Source organism: Fictibacillus sp. S7, assembly GCF_004127935.1.
Lineage (GTDB): Bacteria > Bacillota > Bacilli > Bacillales > Fictibacillaceae > Fictibacillus_C > Fictibacillus_C enclensis.
The window spans coordinates 2,856,126-2,880,285 of the sequence record NZ_QJKL01000001.1; the positions used below are offsets into that span (position 1 = coordinate 2,856,126).

Genomic DNA, 24,160 nt, shown 5'->3' on the forward strand with positions numbered 1-24,160 from the left:
TATAGAAAAGAACAGGAAACTTCACAAAAGGTCAGCGGTTCGATCCCGCTAGTCTCCACCAAATACATAATCACGCAAAAGTGCTATATGGTCTAAACGTGACCTACTTTTGCTTAAGTTAGACCTCTGTTCAAATCGAATGGAGGTCTTTTTATGTTAATCGAATTGGCTCAGAAGTAATTTCTAGCAGAGAAAAAGTTTGAAGGTTTAACTCAGAACAGTATCACTTGTTATGTCACACTCTTTAAGGTATGGAATGAATGGTTAGCAACTCAAAACATTGAACAAGTAGAGGACTTAAATCCACGATTGATTAAGCAATATTTAACCTTTTGTGTTAATGATTGTAACTTGCGAATTCAATATATAAAAAAGTAGGGGGATAAACCCTCTGCTTATAATAATCCTCTTAATGGATTTGCTTTGTCCATTGTTTCTTTTAATTCGTGAGCGAAGTACCCAATATACTGACGGGTTACTTCTATCTTAGAATGTCGATTGCTATTCTTGAATGGTTGTTACTACTCCATCCTCGAAATAAACATATTTATAACCTGAATAGACCCATTGTTCTTTATTTGATGAAGCAGTTTTTGTTGTATTAATATCAATCGGATTTCCCCATGTAGTAGACAATACCTCTGATTTAGACATACCCACTTCAGGAACTCCTTTTAAATTTGATTGAACAGCATCAGATTTATTAACTAGGTACTGTAGATTCGCTTTAGCATTTTCATAAAGTGCATCTACATTTGATTGAACTTCCTTTGGTACATTCTTTACAACCTCAATATCAGAAACGAGGTCTTTATAATCATGTATTTTACTAATTAGACTTTCATCTTCATTATCTATTTCTTCCTGTTTTAAAAAAGCCCCTGAAATAAGATAAATATCCCTTTTAAAGTCTGTATCTTGCTTACTCGATTTAGAAAGGGCTTTTTCATAATCTTTTGCCACAAGCAAGTTTATAAGTTCTTCTTTGTCTTTATCATGTGTTCCTAGTGCAAATGTTTCTTTAGTACTCTTCCCATTTAAATTCCCCACATAAAATAAACCAGCAATCAACAAAACAATTAATGAAACAGAACTTAAAAAAATGATTTTAAATTTCTTATTCAATATTTGTTCCCCTCTCGCCCTTTTACTCAAATATATTAGACGAGAAATTTATATTTCCTTTAAGTGGAAATTAATTATTTTCCAAAAAAGAGAACATATATTCGTACTTCGTGGTATATACTATACAAAGGAGTTGATTAATATGAGCATTCGAGATCGTGGAGCAATAAAATGGACGGCTATGATGCTGCCTGAACATGTTAAGAAACTAAGGGAGTTTGACTGGGATCAAAATAAAAAAGTGAAACCTGAACTTGACGAACAGCAATTGGAGTTAATCGAAGAAACGATATGTGAAGCGATGGCTGAAGACTTATTTTTATGTATTACATACTTTAAGCACGACGATTTTCACTTACTTATTGGAAAAGTACACTATGTTGATACCTATAAACGTGAGTTAAGGATAGTGGACTACCACAATGAACTATATAAAATTAAACTTGATGATTTGGTGGATGTAAAATTTCATTAACCTTTTATTAATCTATAAAGAAGCATTCTTAAGGATTTGCGTTTTTTGGTGTGAACCACATTAAAATAAATATGTTGATTCTCATTAAAGTAATCCTCTGGTGTATATTCCTGGCATTTCATCTTGGAGTGGTTCTGTAAAAATTCGATTAGAGCAGTCTTGATTTCAACCTCAGTCATCACATCAATATTTTCCTTATAATAATCAATGTGCAAGAAGGACACCTACTTTCGTTTTTTTACATAATTCGACAACATAGGTCTAAAGTCCTTTTCCAAATAAGAAAAAACACTCCCTTTTAGGAGCGCTCTTTCCTTTACTTTTGTAAATAAGTTTTATACTTTGGATTATCGCTATACAATGCTTCAAAAACTTCCTGATATCTACCATCTTCATGTAGATGCTTTGCTACAAATTCAGCAAAATGATAGTCACCTTTGAGGTGCGGTACTATTTCATAAATATCTGATTCATACCTCATATCACTAAGTTCATTATTTTCTTCTAAAGATTTTCGCATGCTTGCAAACAAATTTAATATTTCCTTGGATTGTTTCCTAGTAATTTCATATTCAAAGAACAAACGATCCAAATCTGTATTATCAAACAACAATCTTTGTCTAAATTCAATAAAGTCGAGTCTTTCTAGAAGTTCGGTTTCATTCAAATTAGTTCCTCTTCTCTTTTAATGAGATCAGTTACCTGTACCTGTATACATGGGATGGGAATTCATTTAATACTATGTAATCTCCACAAGAGTTACAATCAATTCTAATTTCTTCGAGAACAGGAGTGACTTCTTCCGCACTATCAGCATCATGGTCAAATTCTATTTGTATTTCAGATGCTTTAAAGCGGCTTTCAATAGAACTAAAATTTGCATGTTGACCAAATTTTGTTGGAATTAATTCTACAAAATTATTACATTTTTCACATTGAACTACTAACTTCAAAAAAACACCTCCCTTCTGTCTACTACTTTCGACTTAAAGGGAGATATTTCCTTTAGTTTCTATTGTTTTGTTTTTCTTTTTTTAACAATTTATGATTTTTAAGTTGATATAGATTAACTAATAATCTCTCTATTATTTCGATAGCACCGTGCAATTCTTCAGATGTTGGTATTACAGCCTCGTGTGCCGCTGCATTACCAATCTCCCTAATTCGTTGTAAAATTAAAGTTTCATACCATATTATATGTTTGTTTTCATAAAGCCCATATATTTTTCCTTCAATACTTTCTCTTTTACCTTCCTGTACCAAAGGATTACCATCATTATCATGTTTGAATCCCTTAATAATCCCAAGTTCATTACATATCGCTTCAATTAATGTCCTCAATCCTATTGCGCAAAGTAAATTATGTTTTTGATTATAGGCAGCCACTAATTGTAAATATATAGATCTAATGTTAATAGGGATATGCAACAAAATAGACTCAAAAGGATCAATTGTAATGGGCTTTTCAACTGCTGGGGGATCTGGATAAATATTTACATAAAGATGAGGTCGTTCTCCATTATGCTCTATCCAAACAGAGGAAATGTCTCCGTAAGTAACCGAATCACACCCTGCGCATTGAAGAATTGAATGATCTATAAAAATACCTTGATCTAAATTATTATTAGGGTCTGGGAATTTATATATTATCTTGTGATTCCTTAAGCCGTTACATTTTTCGCAATACACTTTTTCTGGAACAAATTCCATTTTCATCACCCATTTTGATAATACATCAATTACTTTAAATATACTATTTTTTTCGTGGGTGTAAAAAGGCATATGCTAGGCGAACTAAATTCCAAAAGAGGGGTATTTGTACCGCTGTTTTCCACTATCTAAGAAACGTTATGTCGCTTTTCACCTAATTTAGACCATAGTTCAGCATGCAGTATGGTCTATTCTAAATAAGCAGGAGCCTTAAATACCTGTATATATATATACCCAGCACTTTCTTATCTTTTTAGTTTAATAGTAATGGACAATTAAACCTGTAATCTAACGTCTCACATACAGCGTTCCAATAGAGTCTACCCTACATTAGAGAACTAGGGGAAACTTTATTTTTCACGCTGGCAGCGTAAAGGTCAGCATTACACTTCACCTATTATAAGCAAACGTGAAGCAATTACTAAAATCTTGATAAACAAAAAGACCAATTCTGTATCGAATCGGTCTTTTCTCATTTTTACTAAAAGTATAAAACTTAATTTTAACTATTTGCTTATTTTATTAGAGTTAGAAGTGAGGTTTTATTAGGTTTTGTAGAATGCGAATGATACCAATAAAATAGTCTGTTTTGGTGCCATTTTTCATCTGCCGCTTTCCTTCGTACAGTTTGATAGGGAATACGGAACCGCAGACTAATAGCTTTTAAACTAACCTTGCTACGATGTCCCGCTTCATAAAAAGTGTTCTCTACCATCTGCCAATCATATTTGGATTTTGGCATAGTCCCACCCCCTCACAGTTAGATTTACCAGGTGTATCCTTTAAAATAGAAAGGTGTATCTGCCGTCTTCGCTTTTCCCTTTATTCTTTTTATCGCCCCCTCCCCTTTGATTCAAGTAGCTTTCAAATCTGGTTCCGAACAATGTTTCTGGACGCAGGAACTTATTCATTTTCTCATCGTTAAGCCATTCAGCTGTTTTGAGATCAATGACACATTTAAAATCATTTAATGTAAAGCCGTCATTGCATCTTGCTTTGATCAGGACAATGGTTTTTAAAGTTGTTTGAAAAGAAGAATGGGCTTTACGGTTCAAATAGTCGATAATCTCCTCATACAGTAATATGTCTACTTCTCTTTCTGCTTCTTTTTCTTCTTCTTTTTCTTCTTCTCTTTCTCCTTCTAGTTCTTCTTCTTCCCCATAGACTATAGATAGGGTGTCTAAGAGGTATCCATACCGCTTTTTTACTAACTCTGAATACTTGGCAACAAAGGCTTTATTCTTGATTGCCTTCAATTCTTTTTCAATACACGTTATTACTTTAGGGCTGTTAATGAAGTTGTACTTTGTCCAGTTTATAATCATAATTTCCTTTTCTTCTTCTGAGTAAAGGACCTTACCGTATTCAACAAATTTTTGAAGCAACTTGTCTACAGTTCCACGGTTATATCCTGTTTCTGTCTCGATGATTCGTTTTGGCAGTTCGTATATGCCGCACTGAGTCGTTTTACTGTTGGTCATAAGGTAAAGATAGAAATACTTTTCTTCTGGCGTGAGATCCAAGACAAATCCATCCTGCCAGAATGTTACGTGTATCTGTCTATAAACAGCCATTGTAATTGTCTCCTCCCACGTTTATATAACAACGGTACCTTCTTGAGCTAAGCTCCGTGCCGCTGGTCGGCTTGGAAGCGTGGAAAGCAGTATCCGCCTTCCTTTATTACACTCCGAGCACCAATCATCTTTGGCGTTATGCTTGGTGGGTTGTCATCGAGATCCTTAGACCGTTTGACATGCATCGGTTCGTCTTTACAAGAGGGATGTCCTTCCCTAATATGCCAGGTTGAACCAGTAATAGGCCTGTGTGTTCAATGCCAATGATGATTCTGTTCTTTCAATTGCTCCTTTTTGGAATAAAGTGCTATACTTATACTGGATTATTTTACGTTGGCCTTGATGTTCGCGCATCAGGCTCTTTTTTGTTTATTGAGCAAGAGACGAAACGTCTCTCTTCCTTTTGGTGTAACCAAGGTTTGAACGGAAGCTTTACCGTTACGCGCCCATTCTTTCAATTGGAACAATTCGTCCACATACTGCGCGTAAGGCTTCAATTTCTTCTTAGCATCTCTGTATACGAATTTCTTTTCCTCTAACAGTTTAATGAATTCCCTTTCTTTGGCCCCTAACTCCTTTGAAGTATCCCGAAAATTAGTAAGCATATTCCGATCCACTAGAGCGTCAAAGTAATCCGATTTCGGCTGCATTTTTGTCAGCAACTCATTTTGCTGACGAATTGTTTTTAATGTGGATTTAAACATATGCTTCGTTGTGTCATCAGCGTGTTGTAAATATGTTTGAATAAAAAAATCATCATCAGAAACAAATCCGCCTGTTTTCCTAATTGTTGGGAGCACTTCTTCAGCAACCCAATCACTAAAGCGCTCCGCCTCCTCTTTTTTGCTTTTAAAGATTATCTTATACACGCCAGCTTCATTGATTATTGTCGTATGTCTCAGCTGGCTACCGTCACTAATAGTGACGGCAGCTTTTTGAGAGGTTTTCAATCGGCTAACAGCGGCACGGCTGTTTCCGATATCCAAAACATCGCAAACATCCTTTGCAACAAACCACACTTTCTCATTTTGGATAAACGTTCTTATTTCATTTCCAGAGTAATGGAATGCTTTTTCTAATTGTGTCACGTACTTGTCCTCCTTATTTCGCTCAGTATGATTGCTCCCTTTTTATTGCGCGCCTGGAACTGTTTAAGCAGCTTGTTAACGCCATTCTGTTCCTGTTTGCTTAGTGTCCGTACTGGCTCCTCCTTTTTTATTACGTATTGACCAACAGTCTATATAAGCTTGTACTTCCCTCCTGTTAAAGACCCACTTTTTACCAATCCTCATTCTCGGAAAGCTTGGATCACTCATGAATGTTTTATCAATCGTAGGCCAGGATAACGAAAGCATTTTACATAACTGCTTTGAATCCATGAGCATTGAATTAAACTCAATGTCTTCTAGCTTTTTTTGAATTTCTTCAAGATAAAGTTTCTTAAGCTCAATTTCATCCAGCTCAATCTGGATCATTACCCTGCTTCCCCCTCATTTTTAGATTCACTTTGGAATTCATGGTTTACACTGACTCCAAAAAAAATATTTCGCTTGGCTCTTTATTTAATGCCTTACATAATGCGGTAACGGTTTTTATAGTTGGGTTTCTCCGCCCACTTTCAATATCAGTTACAGTAACACGGCTAAGATGTGAACGCCTTGCTAGTTCTGAAATTGATATACCTCGTTCAGTTCTAACATCTTTTAGATTATTGGAATTCACGGTTTACACCTCCCATTTACAGTGTAAATTATAGTTTGCATTTATGTCAACCATGGATTACACTATCAATTAAAGGGGGATTTTTATGGATGATTTTGGCAACTATTTGAAGGAATTACGTGGAGATAGATCAATTAGAGAGGTTGCAAGGGCAATAGGAATAAGCCACACTTATTTAACCACTTTGGAAAAGGGTTTTGACCCGCGAACTAAAAAACCAAGAAGACCTCATCCAGATGTAATAAACAAGTTAGCTTCACATTATGGAGTTCGTAATGGAGATTTAGCCATTAAAGCAGGATACGATCCGTTTGAATACATTCAAACTAAAAATAAGTTCGCAAGAACACCTGACACTAGGTTAGTTAATGGCAAAGGAGAAGTTGTGTATCCTACTACTCCAAAAAATTCAGATGACTTGTTTGATTTTCTTCAAATGGATAAGGAATTATACTTTAAAGATAAAAAATTAACTGAGGATGATAAGAAAAAAATTCTTACACTTATCGAAACACTGTTAAATTAAGGAGATTAAAAACAATGGCTCATTACCGTAAAAGAGGCAAAAAGGGACAAGAGACCTGGTCCTTTATAATTGATTTAGGACTAGATCCGCTTACTAAAAAAAGGAAGCAAGTCTCCAAAGGTGGATTTGAGAAAAAGAAGGATGCCCAGGCTGCTGCCCGGATCATAGAACTTGAAATTGAAAGGGGTACCTTTATTAAAGAGTCCGAAATGCCGTTTGAGAACTTAGCGCATGATTGGTTAAAGTCTTATGGCCTTAATGTTAAAATAAGCAGCGTTCGTGCTAGAGAAAAGGAAATGAAGCACTTCATATGTGTTTGGGGACCATATCCTATTAAAAACATCACGAAAAAAATGTACCAAGATAGAATTTATGAATTATCTGGACGGTATACCCGGAATTATACTAGCGGCATCCACGCTTGCGGCAGGATGCTTTTCAGACATGCTATGGATTTAGGATTAATAAAAGTGAACCCTACCGAAAACATTCACCTCCCAAAACAGCAGACAAAAATTGAGGATTTAGAAAGTGGGCAAGAAACAGTTAAGTTTATAGAAAAGGAAGAGCTGGCCCAGTTTTTAAAGTTATGCCAAACAGACGGTCTTGAAATGGATTCGCTTGTGTTCACTACCTTAGCATATACCGGGATTCGGATAGGAGAGCTGCTTGCTCTAAAGTGGGCAGATATAGACATGGATCAAAGCAGATTAAGAGTAACAAAAACTCTTTATAATCCTAATAACAATTACAGAGAATACCAACTTCTTACCCCAAAAACAACCGGATCAATCCGTACAGTTAGAATTGATAATATGCTGGTAAGCATAATGAAGAAACACAGAATGAAACAGAATGAAACGAAGTTAAAAAATAGGCAGCTATACAACGATAATGCTTTTATATTTGCCCGTGATGATGGATATCCTCAATTAAGAAAAGTAATCGAAGTCAGGCTTAAACGACTCCTTAAGATAGCTGGAATAGAAAAGAACATTACCCCACATTCATTCCGCCATACACATACCTCCTTATTAATTGAGGCAGGGGTGGGAATAAAAGAGATACAACAACGCTTGGGCCATACAGATATAAATACCACGATGAACATTTACGCCCATATGACCGCCAACATGGAAGAAAAGGCCTCCCACCAGTTCAGCGAACTGATGAAAGACCTTCTCCTGTAAGCAATCATTTTGTTGTAACAAGGTGATTTTTTACATTATGCGGACAAATATGCGGACAAATTAGAAACAAAACCGCCTAAAATATTGACGCATAAGGGTTTAAACCCCTAGTTTACATCATGCCGCCCATTCCGCCCATGCCCATGCCGCCCATGTCAGGCATGCCTGCGCCGCCAGCGTTTTCTTCTGGCTTGTCAGCGATAACAGCTTCTGTTGTTAGGAACATAGCTGATACGGATGCTGCGTTTTGAAGTGCAGAACGAGTTACTTTAGTTGGGTCAACGATACCCGCTTCGAACATGTTTACCCATTCGCCAGTTGCCGCGTTGAAACCAATTCCGATTTCTTCGTTTTTCAAGCGCTCAACCACAACAGATCCTTCAAGACCAGCGTTGTGTGCGATTTGACGAATTGGCTCTTCAAGTGCACGAAGTACAAGTTTCACACCAGTTTTTTCGTCTCCAGCTGCTTCAAGAGAAGAAAGGGCACGAACCACGTTTACTAGGGCAGTACCACCACCGGATACGATTCCTTCTTCTACTGCTGCACGCGTAGAGTTAAGGGCATCTTCAATGCGAAGCTTGCGCTCTTTAAGCTCAGTTTCAGTAGCTGCACCAACTTTGATGACCGCTACGCCGCCAGCAAGCTTAGCAAGACGCTCTTGAAGTTTTTCTTTATCGAACTCGGAAGTTGTTTCTTCCAATTGAGCACGGATTTGAGTTACGCGGCCTGCAATTTTGTCAGACTCGCCAGCACCTTCAACGATGGTTGTGTTTTCTTTAGTAACAACCACTTTAGAAGCTGTTCCAAGCTGTCCAATGTTTGCCGTCTTAAGGTCAAGACCTAGTTCTTCAGTGATGACTTCACCGCCAGTAAGGATCGCGATGTCTTCAAGCATAGCTTTACGACGGTCACCGAATCCTGGAGCTTTAACAGCTACAGCGTTGAATGTTCCGCGAAGTTTGTTTACTACTAATGTAGCAAGAGCTTCACCTTCAACATCTTCAGCTACGAGAAGCAATGGCTTGCCTTGTTGAACCACTTGCTCTAGTACAGGAAGGATTTCCTGGATGTTAGTGATCTTCTTGTCCGTGATCAAGATGTAAGGATTTTCAAGAACCGCTTCCATCTTGTCAGAGTTGGTTACCATGTATGGAGATGCATATCCACGGTCGAACTGCATACCTTCAACCACTTCAAGCTCAGTTGTGAATCCTTTGGATTCTTCGATGGTGATAACGCCGTCGTTACCTACGCGCTCCATAGCTTCAGCAATCAATTGGCCAACTTCATCGTCAGCAGCAGAGATTGCAGCAACTTGAGCGATGGACTCTTTGCCTTCGATCGGCTTGGAGATCTTTTGAAGCTCTTGAACAGCAACTGCAGTTGCTTTTTCGATTCCTTTGCGAAGAACCATTGGGTTTGCACCGGAAGTTACGTTTTTCAATCCTTCACGGATCATTGCTTGAGCAAGAACAGTCGCTGTTGTAGTTCCGTCACCGGCAACATCGTTTGTTTTGCTTGCTACTTCAGCAACAAGCTTTGCACCCATGTTTTCGAAAGCATCTTCAAGCTCGATTTCTTTTGCGATCGTTACACCATCGTTAGTAATAAGAGGTGAACCGAATTTCTTCTCAAGAACGACGTTGCGTCCTTTTGGTCCAAGCGTTACTTTAACTGCGTTTGCAAGTGCGTCCACACCGCGAAGCATTGCGCGGCGAGCGTCTTCACTGAACTTAATGTCTTTAGCCATGAGTTAAACCCTCCTATAAATAGTTGAATTTTTAAAAGCTACCTATGTAGCTGTTCTGTTGTTATGCCGGTATTAGCCGATTACAGCCAATACGTCTGTTTCGCGAAGGATAAGGTACTCTTTACCTTGATACTTCACTTCAGTTCCTGCATATTTTGAAAAGATGATAGAATCTCCTTCAGAGACTTCCAGCGCTACGCGTTCTCCTTGCTCAGTTACGCGGCCTGTTCCTACTGCAACGACTTTGCCTTCTTGCGGCTTTTCCTTTGCAGAGTCTGGTAAAACGATCCCGCTTGCAGTCTTTTCTTCACCTTCTACAAGCTCAATCACAATACGGTCACCTAGTGGCTTTAACAAGTGAAACACCCTCCTCAAAATATTAGAAAGTTTTATTATTATTAGCACTCTGATTTACTGAGTGCTAACTCCATTTCCTATATTAAATAATTTTTTTCCACTTTGCAAGCATGACCTTAAAAATTCTCGAAAATTTTCTGAAAGGGGTATCATGCCATGTTTTCAAGCAATCTATGTTAGAATAAAGAGATACATGGGCATGCTGAAAACATGACCCAACTGAACTTGATTAAAGGAGAAATTCTACATTGACGAAGCGCTATTTATGGATCGTACTGACTTATATCCTGATGCAGCTTTCGGGCTACGTCGGCTACCCGATCTTAAACTCGCTGAACGTTCCGCGGGAACACTGGGCCGGCCTTTGGGGAACCATCAGCTTTCTCGTTGCCCTCGTAATTGTGCTGTTGCTGCTCATTCCTGACATGAAAGACCCGGCGCTTCGGGGCGGCCGCGTTTCAGGAGCATCAGCAGTCGGTTGGGCCATCGGGGGGATCTTCCTCGCCTACGGCGCACAGATTGTTGCCGGCATCATTGAAATCAATGTGTTTGGCATCAAGCAGGGATCAGAGAACACCGAGATGCTTGTCAAGATTGCCAAGGCGACTCCCTACTTTATGATCGTAACGTCCATTGCAGGACCGATTTTGGAAGAAATTATTTTCCGTAAGATTATTTTTGGCAGTCTGTATAGACGGTTTAACTTTGTGATTGCTGCTATCATTAGCTCCCTAATTTTCGCAGCCGTTCACTTCGACTTTACCCACCTGCTCGTTTATACAGCCATGGGCTTTGTCTTTGCTTTTTTGTATGTAAAAACAAAACGGTTGCTTGTTCCCATTGTCGCCCATGTCTCCATGAATACACTCGTCATGCTTGTGCAGGTGATATTCGCTGACAAGATCAATGACTTACAGGATAAGGCCGAGAAAATGCAGATGATTATTGGGGGACTTTTCTAATGAGAACATCACCATTTTTTATGAGCGGGTTGTACACGGTTATGGGTGTCCTATTCACCTGGCTCGCCATCCACTATTCGTCGGAATACGGCGTCACCGGAATCTGGACACTCATTACCATGCTCGTGGCCACATTTGATTTCGCCAACGCGATCAAATACTACCGGCTGCACCGTCACATAAAAAAATACAAGAAGTAAAAAGAAATCCGGCTGGACGTTCATTTCTCAGCCGGATTTTTTTTATCTTCATGTTCCGCAAAACGTTTGGTAACTCATGGCCTCGGATGGAGGCGGCGGTGCACTGTATTCCTCCTGCTCTTTCGAATAAGCATACGGATCTTTCAGTACAGATACTAATTTCTCCATTACACTCAGATTTCCTTCTTCTGCCGCTTTAATCGCCTCTTCCACCCTATGATTTCGTGGAATGATGGCAGGGTTGTGCTTGCACATCAGGTCTTTCGATTCTTTTTGGGATTCCGGCTGCCTTTTGCGCCGCTCCTGCCAGCGCTTCTCCCATTCCTGAAAGTCCTGGTACACAAACAGAGAGAACTTTCGGTCATCAAGAGTAAGGGCGCGGAATGTGTTCGTATAATCTGCCTTCTCTTTGTGCATGATTTTCAGCAGATCGAGAATCAAAGCTTCATCCGCTTCCTCTTCATTAAACAAACCAAGCTTGCACCTCATCCCCTTCACCCAAGCGGTATTAAACGCGAGAGGATATTCCGAAAGCACGTCCTGTGCCAGCTGAATCGCCTTCTCCTGGTTGTCGTGGAACAACGGCAAAAGAGCTTCCGCAAAGCGGGTAATGTTCCAACCGGCGATCGGCGGCTGATTGCCGTACGCGTAGCGGCCCTGCACATCGATTGAACTGAAGACGGTTGCCGGATTATACGTATCCATAAACGCGCATGGGCCGTAATCAATCGTCTCCCCGCTGATCGTCATGTTATCGGTATTCATCACCCCGTGAATAAATCCAATCATCTGCCATTTGGCGATGAGTGCCGCCTGGCGCTTCTGCACTTCACGAAGCAGAGACACATACGGATTTTTATCTTTTTTGATTTCCGGATAGTGCCGTTCAATCGCATAATAGGCCAACGCTTTCAAATCTTCCTTTTCGGCAAAATTCGCACCGTATTCGAACGTTCCTACCCGAAGATGAGATGCTGCTACGCGGGTCATAATCGCTCCGGTCAATTGGCTTTCACGGTAAATCGGCTCTCCCGTCGTAACAACCGCCAAACTGCGGGTCGTCGGGATGCCAAGCCCGTGCATCGCTTCCGAAATGATATATTCACGAAGCATCGGCCCAAGCGCGGCCCGTCCATCGCCTCCCCGGGAGTAGGGCGTCCGTCCGGAACCCTTCAGCTGGATATCATATCGCTTCCCGTCTGGCGTCATTTGTTCTCCGATCAGGAGAGCCCGTCCGTCCCCAAGCATCGTAAAATTCCCAAACTGATGCCCGGCATAAGCTTGAGCCAGCGGCACTGATCCTTCTGGAACCTCATTTCCGGCAAATACCCGAACCCCTTCCTCGCCCTCAAGCACCTTGGCGTTTAAACCGAGAGACTCCGCCAGCGAGTGGTTCAAAACAACCATTTCAGGTGAATCCACCGGTTTTACCTTGATGATAGAGAAAAATGCTTTCGGCAATTCAGCGTAAGTATTTTCCAGCTTCCACCCGGCTGCATTTACTTTTTCTTGTGTCATCCTATCTCCTTCTCTTCTTCCGGTTTATTTTTCATTATTCGTAAATTCATTCTGGGTGTCCATAAATAAGGGTTATTTTTCTAAGTATTCCCTTTTCGACCATGATCGACACGTTCACTCGCTGCTTTGTCCCTTTTTATTAAAAATGCATTTTGCTTGGAGTATCATCATTGCAACTGATTGGAGTGCAAGGTGCGAGACTCCTGCAGGGGAAGCGTGACAGGTGAGACCAAGAAGGCGCTTGCGCCTGATGGGCTCAGCACACGCCCTGCGGAAAGCGAGCATCCTGGAACGGAAATCAGCCGCTTTCAAAGACAACAGTGATTCCTAAAACAAAAAAACACACCCTTTAGTCGGGATGTGTTTCATTCAGCTCCAAATCAAGTCTGGCTTCTTCTTCCGCTCTCAGCCTCTTTTTGTAGGCGTTGGCTGAGATCATGATGCTGATTTCGTACAGAATGATCAGTGGAACGGTAATGGTTAAATGTGAAATCAATTCAGGCGGGCTGATGATCCCGGCAATAACAAGAATGCCGAAATACGAAAACTTCCTGATCTTCCTCAGGAACTGTGGGGTGATCAGACCGAGCCTCGTCAGGAACATGATGAGGACCGGGAACTGAAACAGCAGCCCGAACGGCAGGATAAGACCAAATAAAAAAGAAAAGTATTCGTTGATCCCGTACTCCCCTTCGACGTTCAGGGAATCGGCAATGTTCGACATGAAGTGAACCACCATCGGGAAAAGAATGAAATAGGCAAAAGACAGACCGGCCGCGAACAATAGGAACGAAATAGGAATGTACGAGAGCGTGACCTTTCTTTCATTCTCAAATAGACCCGGGCTAATGAAGGCCCAGATTTGGTAGAGCCCTACAGGAAGTGTGAGCAGAAGTGCAATGATAAATGAAAAATCAAAATACACTTTCAGCGGGTCCGTTAGATTGAAGGCGTTCATTTGAATGTCTTGTGCCACAGGATCACTTTGCAAGTATACAATGACGGGTTTGGCAAAAAAGAGACCTACAACCATAAAGATAAAAAAGAAAGCCGCCGTGATGATGATGCGGTTTCTTAATTCTCCCAGATGATCATAGACCGACATGTTTTTTTCTGTCATGATGTTCATCCTAACTGCTACTTCTGTTCGTGCGTTTTAGAAGACTCTTTCTCTTTCTTATCATCATCGTCCATGAGCCCTTGTGTGGCATTCTTGAACTCTCTTAGCGTTCTTCCTGCTGCACGTCCGAGTTCCGGAAGCTTTTTCGGTCCAAACATGACTAATGCTGCCGCTGCAATCACAATTGCACTGCCTGTTCCAATCATCCCAGTTCCTCCTTCAAGTAATTTGAACTTCTATATTTCATCTGACGGATAATGCTTCATAAAATAAATCAATGACTGTAATTCCACAGCCAGGTCAATATGGTGCACCCTGATTTCAGGAGGCAAGGTCAGGCGCGCCGGCGTGAAATTTAACAGGCCTTTAATCCCCGCATCAGCCAGCTTGTCCGCCGTATGCTGGGCAACACCGACCGGTACGGTCAAAATGGCCACCTCCACATCACTTTCCCGGAGCTCATCGACCATATTGTCGATCGAATGAACCGGAACTCCCGCTACTTCCTTACCTACCTTGTCCGGATCCACGTCAAATGCGACCTGGATGACCGTATTGTTGTTTTTAATAAAGTTATAGTGAAGGAAAGCGGTACCTAAATTCCCGACGCCAATCAAGGCAACCTTCGTCACTTCGTCCTGATTAAGCGTTTTTCGGAAAAAGGATAACAGGTAATTCACGTTATAGCCATATCCTTTTTTTCCAAGTGCGCCAAAATAGGAAAAATCCCTTCGGATGGTTGCTGAATCTACTTTTACTGCTTCGCTTAGCTCTGCCGAGGATACACGCTGCTTTCCGGAAATGGAAAGATTCTTTAAAAAGCGGTAATACAGCGGCAGTCTCTTCGCGGTTGCTTGCGGTATCTTTATCTGTTCTTGAGTCATTTTGTAGCCTCCACAATTCAGAAAGCTTATCTATAGTTTATCATATTTTTTACTTGGAACGTTGAAAATCCCCGTTTTTTCCCCCGGTTTTACTCTGAAGATAAGTCGGTCCAATGACCATTCCTTTATCAACCGCCTTGCACATATCATAAACGGTCAGCGCAGCAGCACTTGCCGCCGTCAAGGCTTCCATTTCAACCCCGGTATTGCCCTTTGTTTTCACCGCTGCTTCAATATGCAGCCGGTATCCCTCGTCCTCTTTTTCCCACTGAAAGGAAATATCCACACCCGTAAGAGCGAGCGGATGGCACATCGGAATCCAGTCGGAGGTTTTTTTGGCCGCCATGATGCCGGCCACCTGTGCCACAGCGAGCACATCTCCTTTTTTGAAGGAACCTTCGGTGATCTTTGTGTAGATTTCCGGATTCACAAAAATCGAGCTGTGGGCCACAGCGGTGCGGACCGTCACATCCTTGTCCGAAATATCCACCATTTTTGCTCGTCCCTGTTCGTTAAAATGCGTAAAAGATCCCATATCCTACTCCTTCTTCCTAAAATATACACGATCTTACTATAGAATGGCAGTTGCTTCTTCTCTCAATATATAACAATATGTTGAACATTGATTAGTTGCCCGGCTTTGCTTTTGTAGGCTACACTAAGAGTAGACAGATTACAGCAAAACAGGCGTAACCCCGTGCATTTTTTGTCGTTTGCACCCCGTCTGTTTCCTGATGTTTTGTTGACAGGAATTTGAGGTGACGTACAGTGATTATTTTGCAAGTGAATGACTTAACAAAATCGTTTGGGGCTGACCCTATTTTATCGAATATTAAGCTCGAAGTCCAAACACGCGACAGAATCGCGCTTGTTGGAAGAAACGGAGCGGGCAAATCCACGCTGTTGAAGATCATAACGGGCGACCTGTCCTATGACTCCGGACAGCTTATTATGCCAAAAGGCGTCAAGGTGGGCTATCTCGCACAGGACACCGGCCTTGAATCAAGCCTCTCTATCTGGGACGAGATGCTGAGTGTGTTTGAACCGCTTCGTAAAATGGAAAGACAGCTGCGCAGCATGGAAAGCCGCATGGGCGACCCTGCGCTGATTGAAGACGAAAACAGCTACAATAAACTCCTAAAGGAGTATGACGAGCTGCAGATCACATTTAAAGAAGCGGGAGGCTATCAGTACGAAGCGGAAATGCGGACGGTCCTCCACGGGTTTCAGTTCGCAGACTTTGACCCTGCAACACCTGTCGCAACCTTAAGCGGCGGACAGAAAACACGGCTGGCCCTGGCCAAGCTGCTCCTTACCAAGCCGGACCTTTTGATCCTTGATGAGCCGACCAACCATCTGGACATCGAGACGCTTTCCTGGCTGGAGCAATACCTGCAGTCCTATCCGGGCGCCATTCTGCTCGTATCCCATGACCGTTATTTCCTGGACAAAATCGTAACGACGGTCTATGAAATTACCCGGCATCGCTCCTTCAAATACAAAGGAAACTACACGCAGTTTCTGGAGCAGAAGGCCGAGCGGCTCGCGCTCGACATGAAGGCGTACGAAAAGCAGCAGGACGAAATCGCCAAGCTGCAGGACTTTGTCCAGAAAAACCTGGTTCGTGCCTCCACCACCAAACGTGCGCAAAGCCGAAGAAAACAGCTCGAGCGTATGGAAGTGATGGACAGGCCGCTCGGTGATGAGAAGTCGGCTTCCTTCATGTTTGATATTGAGCGGCAGAGCGGGAATGACGTGCTGAAGCTTGAACATGTGGCCACTGGCTATGAGGACGGAGTGCCGCTCATCACCAACATCAATTACGATGTATCCCGTCAGGATGCGGTAGCGCTTGTCGGGCCGAACGGTATCGGCAAGTCCACCCTGCTGAAGGCCGTTTTAAAACAGCTGCCACTCCTTGACGGCACCATCCGGTACGGAGCCAATGTGAAGATCGGCCATTACGAGCAGGAGCAGGCCAACCTGAACTCCCGGAAAACCCTGCTGAACGAGCTGTGGGATGAATATCCGGACAAAACGGAAAAAGAGATTCGCACCGTTCTCGGAAACTTTCTGTTTAGCGGTGACGATGTACTAAAGCTTGTCAACGAGCTGAGCGGCGGCCAAAAAGCACGGCTCGCTCTTGCCAAGCTGATGATGCAAAAAGCGAATCTGCTTCTTCTGGACGAACCGACGAACCACCTGGACCTCGACAGTAAGGAAGTCCTCGAGCAGGCATTGATCAATTATCCGGGAACGATCGTCTTTGTTTCCCATGACCGTTACTTTATCAACAGGATCGCAACAAAGGTCGCCGAACTGTCGCGCACCCAAATCACAAACTATCTCGGTGACTACGATTATTATGTGGATAAGAAAACAGAAACGAGAGAACGGGAAGAATACCTGAAAAAAAGCCAGGAAGCCTCTGCCCCTTCCGCCAAAACAGATGAACCACCCATCGGCAGCTATCGTCAGGATAAAGCCGCCAAACGGGAAGACCGGAAACGCCTGAGAAGGATTGAAGAAATTGAAGGCCTTCTTGAAACCCTTGAAGCACGCCAGGCCGAGCATGAAGAAGCCTTGTGCGATCCTGAGATCTTTCAGGACTATGAAAAAACGCAGGATCACAATGAGCAGATCGAGGCACTGAGCGCCGAGATGGAACAGTTGATGGAAGAATGGGAACAACTTCAAGAAGAGAATTAAAACAATGGCCAAGTGCCATTGTTTTATTTTTTAAACAATTCACAGTATCCACATACTTATACACATAAAAACAGGAGAAAAATCCACAATTCACACACTTATGCACATTATCCACAGGTTGATTGATAGTTATCCACAGTATTTTATACACAGCTGGAATTCGTGGTTTTTCTGCTTTCATTTTATTTACACACAAATTCGTCTGACCTGTGGATAAGTTTGTCCACATCCACAAAGAGGAGCAAAGAACAATAAAATCCCTTCTTACCTGTTGATAAGAAGGGATTTTCTCCATTTATTGAGCTTCCAGATCCAGGCCCGGCACTCCATTGAGCGCCCAGTCGGCTCTTTTGCCTTTTTGATAAGCTACACTGCCCGCAGCACCAATCATCGCTGCGTTATCTGTGCATAAGTAAAGCGGCGGAACAACAAGCTCCTGTGGAAGATCCGAGAAACGCTCTTCCAGCGCCTTGCGCAGTCCCTGGTTCGCTGCTACACCACCAGCCAGCAACACTTGCTTGACGTCATATTCCCGTGCGGCACGTGCGGTTTTTTCCACAAGCACTTCGACGACGGAAGCCTGGAAACTTGCGGCCAGGTCTTCTGGTCGGATGGTTTCTCCGCGCTGGGCGGCATTATGAACCGTATTGATCACAGCCGATTTAAGTCCGCTGAAGCTGAAGTCATACGAATCCGGCTCAAGCCAGGCCCGAGGAAGCTTCAGCACCGGTTCCCCGTTTTGTGCAAGCTTATCGATATGCGGACCTCCCGGATACGGAAGGTTGAGCGTACGAGCTACTTTGTCATAGGCTTCTCCCGCTGCGTCGTCCCGCGTCTCGCCAATCACCTCAAATGATCCGTGCTCTTTCATCAGAACAAGTTCGGTATGCCCTCCTGAAACTACAAGGGCCAAGAGTGGAAACTTCATTTCAGTGATCAGGCGGTTGGCATAGATATGACCCGCAATATGATGCACCGGCACCAGCGGCAGACCATGAGCAAACGCCAGCGCCTTGGCTGCGTTCACTCCGATCAAAAGCGCTCCGACAAGCCCCGGACCTTCCGTTACCGCCACAGCGGTCACGTCGTCCATCGTCAGCCCTGCCTGCTGTAGCGCTTCCTCTGTCACCACTGTCATCTGTTCCACATGATGGCGTGAAGCTATTTCCGGAACCACCCCGCCGAACCGTTTATGGCTTTCAATCTGTGAAGCCACAACATTTGCGAGAATCTCGGTGCCGTTTTTGATCAGTGCCACAGCTGTTTCGTCACAGCTCGTTTCAATTGATAATATGATTTCATCTAGTTTCATTAAAGCATCACCCACATGACTAACGCGTCTTCCCCGTTGTCGCTGTAATAATTTTTTCGGATACCGCCATCCTGGAAACCCAGCTTGCGGTATAAATTCTGTGCCACATAATTGGTCACTCTTACCTCAAGGCTCAGCCTTGCTGCACCATACCTTCCGGCCAGATGCATCGCCTGGCGCATAATCGCTTCTCCGAGCTTTCTGCCCCGGTATTCGGGACGGATCGCCACATTGGTGATATGCGCATCATCAATGATCACCCAGACACCGCAGTAACCAACCGTCCTGCCGTCTGCCTCGATCAAAAGATAATAGGCAAATTGATTATGCACAATCTCGTTGTAAAACGCCTCCTGCGTCCAGGGCAGCGTAAAGGAAGCATGTTCAATCTCTATAATGTCCTGAAGATCATGAACCGTTGCCAACCTGTATGTGAACGTCTCCTCCATGTTTCGCACCTACTTTTTCTGAGCTGCCAGCCAATTGGCTTCCGCTTCTGCAAGCTGAAGGTAACTCGGCACAAAATGATGAACCGGTTCCGGCTCGCGTTCCATACCGATTCTACCCAATTCGGACGGGCGTGGATTGTGGTCCGCAGCGCTTCCAAACACCGCCTGTTCGCCAAGCTCCTCGGAAATCCGTTCCTTGTGCAGATCAAGGTCATTCCCTAGAAACAGAACCGGCTGATCCAGCTTTTTCAGCTCGTTTAACCAGTTCTCCCGCAACACCAGACGATCCTCCTTTACCGTTTGGAACTGTCCGTCTTTTTTGCCATACAGCCCTGTATACAGCTGGGTGCGTCTGGCATCAAAAAGTGGACAGACATACCCGCCAAAATACTTGCCGTTTTGCGCGACCACTTCCAGGCTTGATACCCCGACTAGTTCTTTTTTCAGCGTCCAGGCCATCGTTTTGGCGATGGTTACCCCGATTCTTACACCGGTATAGGAGCCCGGCCCTTTCGCTGTAATAATCCGGTCCAGCTCGGCCGGCTTTACGTTGGCTTCTTTCATGACGTCATGAATCGCCGGCATCACCCGAACAGAATGATTTTTTTTTAAATTAGTAATATATTCACCGATCACTTTTTCGCCATCCAGCACCGCAATTCCCATTACGAGGTTGGAGGTGTCGATCGCCAGAGCTTTCATTCTTCTAACTCCTTACATACCTTAATAAACCGTTCACCGTCAGGAGTAAACTTTAATTCCCTTGTCTCATCTCCCGTACGCCGGATATCAATAGTTAATCGTTCTTCCGGAAGACGGTCGGCAATGAACTGTGCCCACTCGACCACCGTTACTCCTTCGCCTTCAAAATACTCCTCAAATCCGAGATCCTCGTCACTGTCTTCCAGCCGGTACACATCCATATGATAAAAAGGCACGCGCCCATTGTATTCTTTAATGATCGTGAAGGTTGGCGAATTGACGACCCGTTTAACTCCGAGACCCTTGGCCAAACCCTTGGTAAAGGTCGTTTTGCCCGCACCCAAATCTCCTTCGAGTGTCAGAACATCACCGGCCTGAAGCAGGGTTCCGAGCTTTTCCGCCAGTTCCGCCGTCTCTTCAGGAGAGGTTGTACTTATTATTAACTGTTCCATGTGATGCACCTCTATTACGAAAAATGATTGTATCCCGCCTTCAATAGTGGTTCCACGTATGATCCCTTTTTAAGCCGCACACCGGGCTCCCCGCTGGAAACCTCGCCGATGACGGTTAACGTATATCCCGCCTTCTTACAAGCAGCTTCTGCCTGTGCAAAGTCGTTTGGAGACATCGTCCCAATCAGCTTATAGTCCTCTCCGCCGAAAAAGATCCATTGATCCTGTTGATCCTCGGGGTACATCTGGAGAACCGGACTCCTGGGAAGCTTGTCATGAAAGAGGGTAAGAACTGCACCGCTCGCTTCGGCAATCTCATTCGCCTCGCTTGCCACACCGTCACTAATGTCATTCAGCGACACCCGTTTGTCGGAGGCAGCCAAGATCCGTCCCTGCCCCACATGCGGCTCGGGAAGCTGGTGCGCTTTTACGAGTTGTTTTTCTTCCGCGGTAAAGGGACCTGTTAACGACCGTTTCAGCAACAGATCCAGGCCGCCTGCCGAATCACCGACAGGCCCGGATAAAAACACCACGTCACCCGGCTTGGCATTGCTTCTCAGCAGTTTTCTCCCCGGCTCCACTTGCCCCATGACGGTAACCGACAAAACAAGCGGCCCTTTGGTCGAAACCGTGTCACCGCCAATCAGGTCCATATTGTAGGCTTCTGCTAAGTCAGCCATCCCTTTATAAACCTGAGAAAGGTCCTCTTCCTCCCAGCTAGACGGAATCGCAATGGAAACCAGATAGTAGAGCGGAACACCGCCCATGGCCGCAATATCACTGATGTTGGCAGCCAGTGACTTATAGCCCACATGATAAGGGGTCATCGTCTCACTGGTGAAATGGATACCCTCCACCATCGTGTCCAGGCATACAATCTGATCCCAGGATGAACCTTGAACAAGGGCCGCATCATCGCCGATTCCCTGTATGACAGACGACTGGCGGTGGCCAGCCGGACTGATTGTTTTAATCCACTCAAACTCATCCCGCATCGTATGTACCTTTCCTTTGCGAATTTGATTTGAACTTTTTTAACTTATGAAAAAACCCTAGGCATCTGAGATCCTAAGGGTTATGTGTCTTTTATTAGTTTATCTTATTTCACCGAAAAAACCTATTTTTACATAAAAAAACACGAAACAAATTGTTTCGTTTACGTTTAAAAGATGGCGGACCCGACCGGGATCGAACCGGCGATCTCCTGCGTGACAGGCAGGCATGTTAACCGCTACACCACGAGTCCATTGGCTATATTTCTTGACTGTGATGCCAGAAATTAAAATTGGTTGCGGGGACAGGATTTGAACCTGCGACCTTTGGGTTATGAGCCCAACGAGCTACCAGACTGCTCCACCCCGCGATGATAAAAAGTAATTCATTTGTATGTCCGAGTCGACAATAATAACTATATCATGGAATTCATTTTCATGCAACCCTTTTTTGCCTTTTTTTAAGGAAGTTGCACGCCAGCGTAATCGCTGGCATACAACTGATTCTTATTATGCCACTTTCGTCTCATCTTTATTCTTTTTATGAAGCCCTTTTCCATAATAAAAGGCTACAAGCCCCAAGATCCAAATTGGACCGACGATGAGCGCAATACGTGTATCTTTGAAATATCCCATGATTCCGAGTACCATCAGCAAGAAGGCTAAAGCAATATACGAACCGTAAGGCCAGAATGGCGTCTTGAACTTCAATTCCTTAAGCTCGTCAGCTGACAATGACCTTCTGAACTTCATTTGAGAAAGAAGAATCGTTCCCCATGTCCAGATTGCACCGAATGTAGAGATACTTGTGATCCATACAAAAACGGCTGAACCCGGGAACAAGTAGTTAAGCACTACCCCAATGAGCAAAGCCCCTGCGGAAAGCAAAATGGCCTTTGACGGAACACCTTTGGAGCTGATCTTTTTCAGCCCTTTAGGTGCCTGCTCCTGCTGTGCCAGGTTAAACAGCATGCGTCCCGTACTGAAAATACCGCTGTTACAGCTGGAGAGGGCGGCTGTTAACACTACAAAGTTGATAATACCTGCTGCTTGAGCGATACCAATTTTCTCAAATGTAAGCACAAACGGGCTTCCTGTTGTCCCAATTTCATTCCAGGGATAAATGGACATGATGACAAACAAAGCACCCACGTAGAATAATAAAATTCTCCAGAACACGGTGTTAATGGCCCGTGCCAATACCTTTTTCGGATTCTTGACTTCCCCGGCGGTTACACCGATCATCTCAATTCCCAGGAAGGCGAACATGACCATTTGCATGGACATCAAGATACCTTTAAAGCCGTTTGGCGCAAAACCTCCATGTGACCAGAGGTTGCTGATTCCAGTCGCAATTCCGTGATTTCCAAACCCAAAGAAAATAATACCCAAACCAGAAATAATCAAAGCGATAATGGCAACAATCTTAATCATGGCAAACCAGAATTCAAATTCACCATATGCTTTGGCGGTAATTAAGTTTACCGCAGCCATAATAACGAGGGCTGCAAGTGCCCAAATCCAATTCGGCACGTTCGGGAACCACTTCTCCATATAGATCCCCACAGCCGTAATCTCGGCCATACAGGTAACGACCCATAGGAACCAGTAATTCCACCCGGTGATATAGCCGGAGAGCGGCCCGAGGTGATCCTTCGCATATCGGCTGAAAGAACCGGCAACCGGGTTGTGAATTGCCATCTCCCCAAGTGCACGCATAATAAGAAACATAATGGCTCCTGCAATGGTATAGGCTACAAGAATGGCCGGACCAGCGAGCTTAATCGCACTGGCTGAACCCAAAAATAACCCGACACCAATTGCGGCGCCCAGTGACATTAGCGTAATATGTCTTGATTCCAATCCACGATGAAGTTCCTCTTTTTGCTTCATTTCATGTTGTCCTCCCTGCTTTCAAATTAAAGCGCTTTCATGCTTATACTATCATATAGTATGTAATTCGACAAACCCATTCATTTAATGAGGATATCTCCCTATCCCTTGATAAATAAGGGTTTCTTTCGCCTCCACCTCTATGATTATACAGCTTATTAACCAAAAAGAAAATTGAATATATACAAGAGACGATGGGGCAACTTTGCCTCCCTTTTTAGTGGGTTTTTAAAAAATAAGGAGACTAATTAGGGGGTTTTTTATTAAGTTGATGCTCTTTTGTGGTCCGTTTACTCTCTTTGGAGAAGATACTTGGAAAGAAAAAGGACTAATTAGTGGTTTTTTGGTGAGGGCAAAGCTGGAACGCGGGAGGGTTCGAGGATTTGAGGCTCTGCTGATCCCCTGGTGGCTAGGATACTTGCGGTTCGACCTGATTTAGTTGCGGGTTGGCCTCTCTTACTTGCGCTTCGACATGATTTAGTTGCGGTGATCGGGAATTTAGTTGCGGTCCGACACGATTTACTTGCATATCACG

At 43.5% G+C, this 24,160-nt stretch carries 28 protein-coding genes and 2 tRNA genes; 6 read left to right on the forward strand and 24 right to left on the reverse strand.

All coding sequences use genetic code 11. The features are described 5' to 3' along the window. Positions 1-501 precede the first annotated feature (501 nt). Complete coding sequence (locus tag DMO16_RS14690; RefSeq protein ID WP_129478366.1) at positions 502-1,125, reverse strand: hypothetical protein; 624 nt, start codon at positions 1,123-1,125, stop codon at positions 502-504. Between the two features lie 142 nt (positions 1,126-1,267). On the opposite strand from DMO16_RS14690, the gene DMO16_RS14695 reads away from it, so the two are divergent. Further along, positions 1,268-1,600, forward strand: coding sequence for a YolD-like family protein (locus DMO16_RS14695; RefSeq protein WP_129478368.1), 333 nt, complete (start codon positions 1,268-1,270; stop codon positions 1,598-1,600). A gap of 316 nt (positions 1,601-1,916) precedes the next feature. On the opposite strand, the gene DMO16_RS14700 is transcribed toward DMO16_RS14695, so the two are convergent. From DMO16_RS14700 to DMO16_RS14735, 8 genes are all read right to left on the reverse strand, one after another. Then, positions 1,917-2,267, reverse strand: a complete 351-nt coding sequence (locus DMO16_RS14700; protein ID WP_129478370.1) for a DUF1878 domain-containing protein — start codon at positions 2,265-2,267, stop codon at positions 1,917-1,919. A gap of 31 nt (positions 2,268-2,298) precedes the next feature. Further along, on the reverse strand, positions 2,299-2,553 hold the full coding sequence (locus DMO16_RS14705; RefSeq protein ID WP_129478372.1) for a hypothetical protein: 255 nt from the start codon (positions 2,551-2,553) through the stop codon (positions 2,299-2,301). A gap of 52 nt (positions 2,554-2,605) precedes the next feature. Beyond that, positions 2,606-3,310 (reverse strand): DUF4145 domain-containing protein, encoded by a 705-nt coding sequence (locus DMO16_RS14710; RefSeq protein ID WP_164988935.1) that lies wholly within the window; start codon positions 3,308-3,310, stop codon positions 2,606-2,608. Between the two features lie 514 nt (positions 3,311-3,824). After that, positions 3,825-4,052 carry a hypothetical protein gene (locus DMO16_RS14715; RefSeq protein WP_129478377.1) on the reverse strand — a complete coding sequence of 76 codons (228 nt, stop codon included), beginning with the start codon at positions 4,050-4,052 and terminating at the stop codon, positions 3,825-3,827. Positions 4,053-4,092: 40 nt separating this feature from the next. Further along, on the reverse strand, positions 4,093-4,884 hold the full coding sequence (locus tag DMO16_RS14720; RefSeq protein ID WP_129478379.1) for a conserved phage C-terminal domain-containing protein: 792 nt from the start codon (positions 4,882-4,884) through the stop codon (positions 4,093-4,095). A 353-nt stretch (positions 4,885-5,237) separates the two neighbouring features. Beyond that, a complete protein-coding gene (locus DMO16_RS14725; protein ID WP_129478381.1) occupies positions 5,238-5,972 on the reverse strand; it encodes a BRO family protein in 735 nt (244 codons plus the stop codon). Between the two features lie 75 nt (positions 5,973-6,047). Further along, complete coding sequence (locus DMO16_RS14730; RefSeq protein WP_129478383.1) at positions 6,048-6,359, reverse strand: DNA-binding protein; 312 nt, start codon at positions 6,357-6,359, stop codon at positions 6,048-6,050. 46 nt (positions 6,360-6,405) lie between these two features. Further along, positions 6,406-6,606, reverse strand: coding sequence for a helix-turn-helix transcriptional regulator (locus tag DMO16_RS14735; RefSeq protein ID WP_129478386.1), 201 nt, complete (start codon positions 6,604-6,606; stop codon positions 6,406-6,408). Positions 6,607-6,691: 85 nt separating this feature from the next. Between DMO16_RS14735 and DMO16_RS14740 the strand changes: the two genes are divergently transcribed. Both DMO16_RS14740 and DMO16_RS14745 read left to right on the forward strand, forming a co-directional pair. Then, on the forward strand, positions 6,692-7,132 hold the full coding sequence (locus DMO16_RS14740; RefSeq protein WP_129478388.1) for a helix-turn-helix domain-containing protein: 441 nt from the start codon (positions 6,692-6,694) through the stop codon (positions 7,130-7,132). Between the two features lie 14 nt (positions 7,133-7,146). Further along, positions 7,147-8,322 (forward strand): site-specific integrase, encoded by a 1,176-nt coding sequence (locus tag DMO16_RS14745; RefSeq protein WP_129478390.1) that lies wholly within the window; start codon positions 7,147-7,149, stop codon positions 8,320-8,322. A gap of 112 nt (positions 8,323-8,434) precedes the next feature. On the opposite strand, the gene groL is transcribed toward DMO16_RS14745, so the two are convergent. Continuing rightward, on the reverse strand, positions 8,435-10,075 hold the full coding sequence (groL, locus tag DMO16_RS14750) for a chaperonin GroEL (protein ID WP_061975438.1): 1,641 nt from the start codon (positions 10,073-10,075) through the stop codon (positions 8,435-8,437). A 72-nt stretch (positions 10,076-10,147) separates the two neighbouring features. Then, positions 10,148-10,432: a co-chaperone GroES gene (gene groES, locus DMO16_RS14755; RefSeq protein ID WP_053356067.1), complete on the reverse strand. Its 285-nt coding sequence runs from the start codon at positions 10,430-10,432 to the stop codon at positions 10,148-10,150. Between the two features lie 248 nt (positions 10,433-10,680). On the opposite strand from groES, the gene DMO16_RS14760 reads away from it, so the two are divergent. After that, the gene (locus DMO16_RS14760; protein WP_061975435.1) at positions 10,681-11,394 is read left to right on the forward strand and encodes a CPBP family intramembrane glutamic endopeptidase; all 714 of its coding nucleotides are present in this window, start codon (positions 10,681-10,683) and stop codon (positions 11,392-11,394) included. Continuing rightward, on the forward strand, positions 11,394-11,594 hold the full coding sequence (locus tag DMO16_RS14765; RefSeq protein ID WP_061975433.1) for a DUF4305 domain-containing protein: 201 nt from the start codon (positions 11,394-11,396) through the stop codon (positions 11,592-11,594). Before DMO16_RS14760 ends, DMO16_RS14765 begins: the two co-directional genes overlap by 1 nt. Before the next feature lie 48 nt (positions 11,595-11,642). Here the strand turns inward: DMO16_RS14765 and DMO16_RS14770 are convergent, their stop codons facing one another. From DMO16_RS14770 to moaC, 5 genes are all read right to left on the reverse strand, one after another. Beyond that, entirely contained in the window at positions 11,643-13,112 is a 1,470-nt protein-coding gene (locus DMO16_RS14770; protein WP_129478392.1) for a protein adenylyltransferase SelO, read from the reverse strand. Between the two features lie 349 nt (positions 13,113-13,461). Continuing rightward, positions 13,462-14,232, reverse strand: coding sequence for a twin-arginine translocase subunit TatC (gene tatC, locus DMO16_RS14775; RefSeq protein WP_061975427.1), 771 nt, complete (start codon positions 14,230-14,232; stop codon positions 13,462-13,464). A 17-nt stretch (positions 14,233-14,249) separates the two neighbouring features. Continuing rightward, entirely contained in the window at positions 14,250-14,438 is a 189-nt protein-coding gene (locus tag DMO16_RS14780; RefSeq protein ID WP_061975425.1) for a twin-arginine translocase TatA/TatE family subunit, read from the reverse strand. A gap of 30 nt (positions 14,439-14,468) precedes the next feature. Further along, a complete protein-coding gene (locus tag DMO16_RS14785) occupies positions 14,469-15,116 on the reverse strand; it encodes a redox-sensing transcriptional repressor Rex (RefSeq protein ID WP_061975423.1) in 648 nt (215 codons plus the stop codon). Between the two features lie 49 nt (positions 15,117-15,165). Further along, positions 15,166-15,651 carry a cyclic pyranopterin monophosphate synthase MoaC gene (gene moaC, locus DMO16_RS14790; protein ID WP_061975421.1) on the reverse strand — a complete coding sequence of 162 codons (486 nt, stop codon included), beginning with the start codon at positions 15,649-15,651 and terminating at the stop codon, positions 15,166-15,168. A gap of 233 nt (positions 15,652-15,884) precedes the next feature. Here moaC and DMO16_RS14795 point away from each other — a divergent pair, with 233 nt between their 5' ends. Continuing rightward, entirely contained in the window at positions 15,885-17,825 is a 1,941-nt protein-coding gene (locus tag DMO16_RS14795; RefSeq protein WP_129478394.1) for an ABC-F family ATP-binding cassette domain-containing protein, read from the forward strand. A gap of 295 nt (positions 17,826-18,120) precedes the next feature. Here the strand turns inward: DMO16_RS14795 and tsaD are convergent, their stop codons facing one another. The 8 genes from tsaD to DMO16_RS14835 form a co-directional block, all read right to left on the reverse strand. Further along, positions 18,121-19,137 carry a tRNA (adenosine(37)-N6)-threonylcarbamoyltransferase complex transferase subunit TsaD gene (tsaD, locus tag DMO16_RS14800; protein WP_129478396.1) on the reverse strand — a complete coding sequence of 339 codons (1,017 nt, stop codon included), beginning with the start codon at positions 19,135-19,137 and terminating at the stop codon, positions 18,121-18,123. Next, the gene (gene rimI, locus DMO16_RS14805; protein WP_061975414.1) at positions 19,137-19,586 is read right to left on the reverse strand and encodes a ribosomal protein S18-alanine N-acetyltransferase; all 450 of its coding nucleotides are present in this window, start codon (positions 19,584-19,586) and stop codon (positions 19,137-19,139) included. Before rimI ends, tsaD begins: the two co-directional genes overlap by 1 nt. Before the next feature lie 9 nt (positions 19,587-19,595). Further along, the gene (tsaB, locus tag DMO16_RS14810; protein ID WP_129478399.1) at positions 19,596-20,288 is read right to left on the reverse strand and encodes a tRNA (adenosine(37)-N6)-threonylcarbamoyltransferase complex dimerization subunit type 1 TsaB; all 693 of its coding nucleotides are present in this window, start codon (positions 20,286-20,288) and stop codon (positions 19,596-19,598) included. Continuing rightward, entirely contained in the window at positions 20,285-20,740 is a 456-nt protein-coding gene (gene tsaE / locus DMO16_RS14815) for a tRNA (adenosine(37)-N6)-threonylcarbamoyltransferase complex ATPase subunit type 1 TsaE (RefSeq protein WP_061975410.1), read from the reverse strand. The genes tsaB and tsaE overlap by 4 nt, the downstream gene beginning before the upstream one ends. 14 nt (positions 20,741-20,754) lie before the next feature. Next, positions 20,755-21,735 carry a thiamine-phosphate kinase gene (gene thiL / locus DMO16_RS14820; RefSeq protein WP_129478401.1) on the reverse strand — a complete coding sequence of 327 codons (981 nt, stop codon included), beginning with the start codon at positions 21,733-21,735 and terminating at the stop codon, positions 20,755-20,757. 175 nt (positions 21,736-21,910) lie between these two features. Then, positions 21,911-21,986: transfer RNA gene (locus tag DMO16_RS14825), tRNA-Asp, on the reverse strand. A 40-nt stretch (positions 21,987-22,026) separates the two neighbouring features. After that, positions 22,027-22,103: transfer RNA gene (locus tag DMO16_RS14830), tRNA-Met, on the reverse strand. A 139-nt stretch (positions 22,104-22,242) separates the two neighbouring features. Continuing rightward, on the reverse strand, positions 22,243-23,625 hold the full coding sequence (locus DMO16_RS14835) for an amino acid permease (protein ID WP_129478403.1): 1,383 nt from the start codon (positions 23,623-23,625) through the stop codon (positions 22,243-22,245). Positions 23,626-24,160 lie beyond the last annotated feature (535 nt).

Excerpts from the sequence above, each read along its gene's own strand:
- DMO16_RS14695 (WP_129478368.1), top strand. The coding sequence starts at position 1,268 with ATGAGCATTCGAGATCGTGGAGCAATAAAATGGACGGCTATGATGCTG.
- DMO16_RS14710 (WP_164988935.1), bottom strand. The coding sequence starts at position 3,310 with ATGGAATTTGTTCCAGAAAAAGTGTATTGCGAAAAATGTAACGGCTTA.
- DMO16_RS14715 (WP_129478377.1), bottom strand. The coding sequence starts at position 4,052 with ATGCCAAAATCCAAATATGATTGGCAGATGGTAGAGAACACTTTTTAT.
- DMO16_RS14720 (WP_129478379.1), bottom strand. The coding sequence starts at position 4,884 with ATGGCTGTTTATAGACAGATACACGTAACATTCTGGCAGGATGGATTT.
- DMO16_RS14730 (WP_129478383.1), bottom strand. The coding sequence starts at position 6,359 with ATGATCCAGATTGAGCTGGATGAAATTGAGCTTAAGAAACTTTATCTT.
- DMO16_RS14740 (WP_129478388.1), top strand. The coding sequence starts at position 6,692 with ATGGATGATTTTGGCAACTATTTGAAGGAATTACGTGGAGATAGATCA.
- DMO16_RS14745 (WP_129478390.1), top strand. The coding sequence starts at position 7,147 with ATGGCTCATTACCGTAAAAGAGGCAAAAAGGGACAAGAGACCTGGTCC.
- groL (WP_061975438.1), bottom strand. The coding sequence starts at position 10,075 with ATGGCTAAAGACATTAAGTTCAGTGAAGACGCTCGCCGCGCAATGCTT.
- DMO16_RS14765 (WP_061975433.1), top strand. The coding sequence starts at position 11,394 with ATGAGAACATCACCATTTTTTATGAGCGGGTTGTACACGGTTATGGGT.
- DMO16_RS14770 (WP_129478392.1), bottom strand. The coding sequence starts at position 13,112 with ATGACACAAGAAAAAGTAAATGCAGCCGGGTGGAAGCTGGAAAATACT.
- tatC (WP_061975427.1), bottom strand. The coding sequence starts at position 14,232 with ATGACAGAAAAAAACATGTCGGTCTATGATCATCTGGGAGAATTAAGA.
- DMO16_RS14780 (WP_061975425.1), bottom strand. The coding sequence starts at position 14,438 with ATGATTGGAACAGGCAGTGCAATTGTGATTGCAGCGGCAGCATTAGTC.
- DMO16_RS14785 (WP_061975423.1), bottom strand. The coding sequence starts at position 15,116 with ATGACTCAAGAACAGATAAAGATACCGCAAGCAACCGCGAAGAGACTG.
- moaC (WP_061975421.1), bottom strand. The coding sequence starts at position 15,651 with ATGGGATCTTTTACGCATTTTAACGAACAGGGACGAGCAAAAATGGTG.
- tsaD (WP_129478396.1), bottom strand. The coding sequence starts at position 19,137 with ATGAAACTAGATGAAATCATATTATCAATTGAAACGAGCTGTGACGAA.
- rimI (WP_061975414.1), bottom strand. The coding sequence starts at position 19,586 with ATGGAGGAGACGTTCACATACAGGTTGGCAACGGTTCATGATCTTCAG.
- tsaB (WP_129478399.1), bottom strand. The coding sequence starts at position 20,288 with ATGAAAGCTCTGGCGATCGACACCTCCAACCTCGTAATGGGAATTGCG.
- tsaE (WP_061975410.1), bottom strand. The coding sequence starts at position 20,740 with ATGGAACAGTTAATAATAAGTACAACCTCTCCTGAAGAGACGGCGGAA.
- thiL (WP_129478401.1), bottom strand. The coding sequence starts at position 21,735 with ATGCGGGATGAGTTTGAGTGGATTAAAACAATCAGTCCGGCTGGCCAC.
- DMO16_RS14835 (WP_129478403.1), bottom strand. The coding sequence starts at position 23,625 with ATGAAGCAAAAAGAGGAACTTCATCGTGGATTGGAATCAAGACATATT.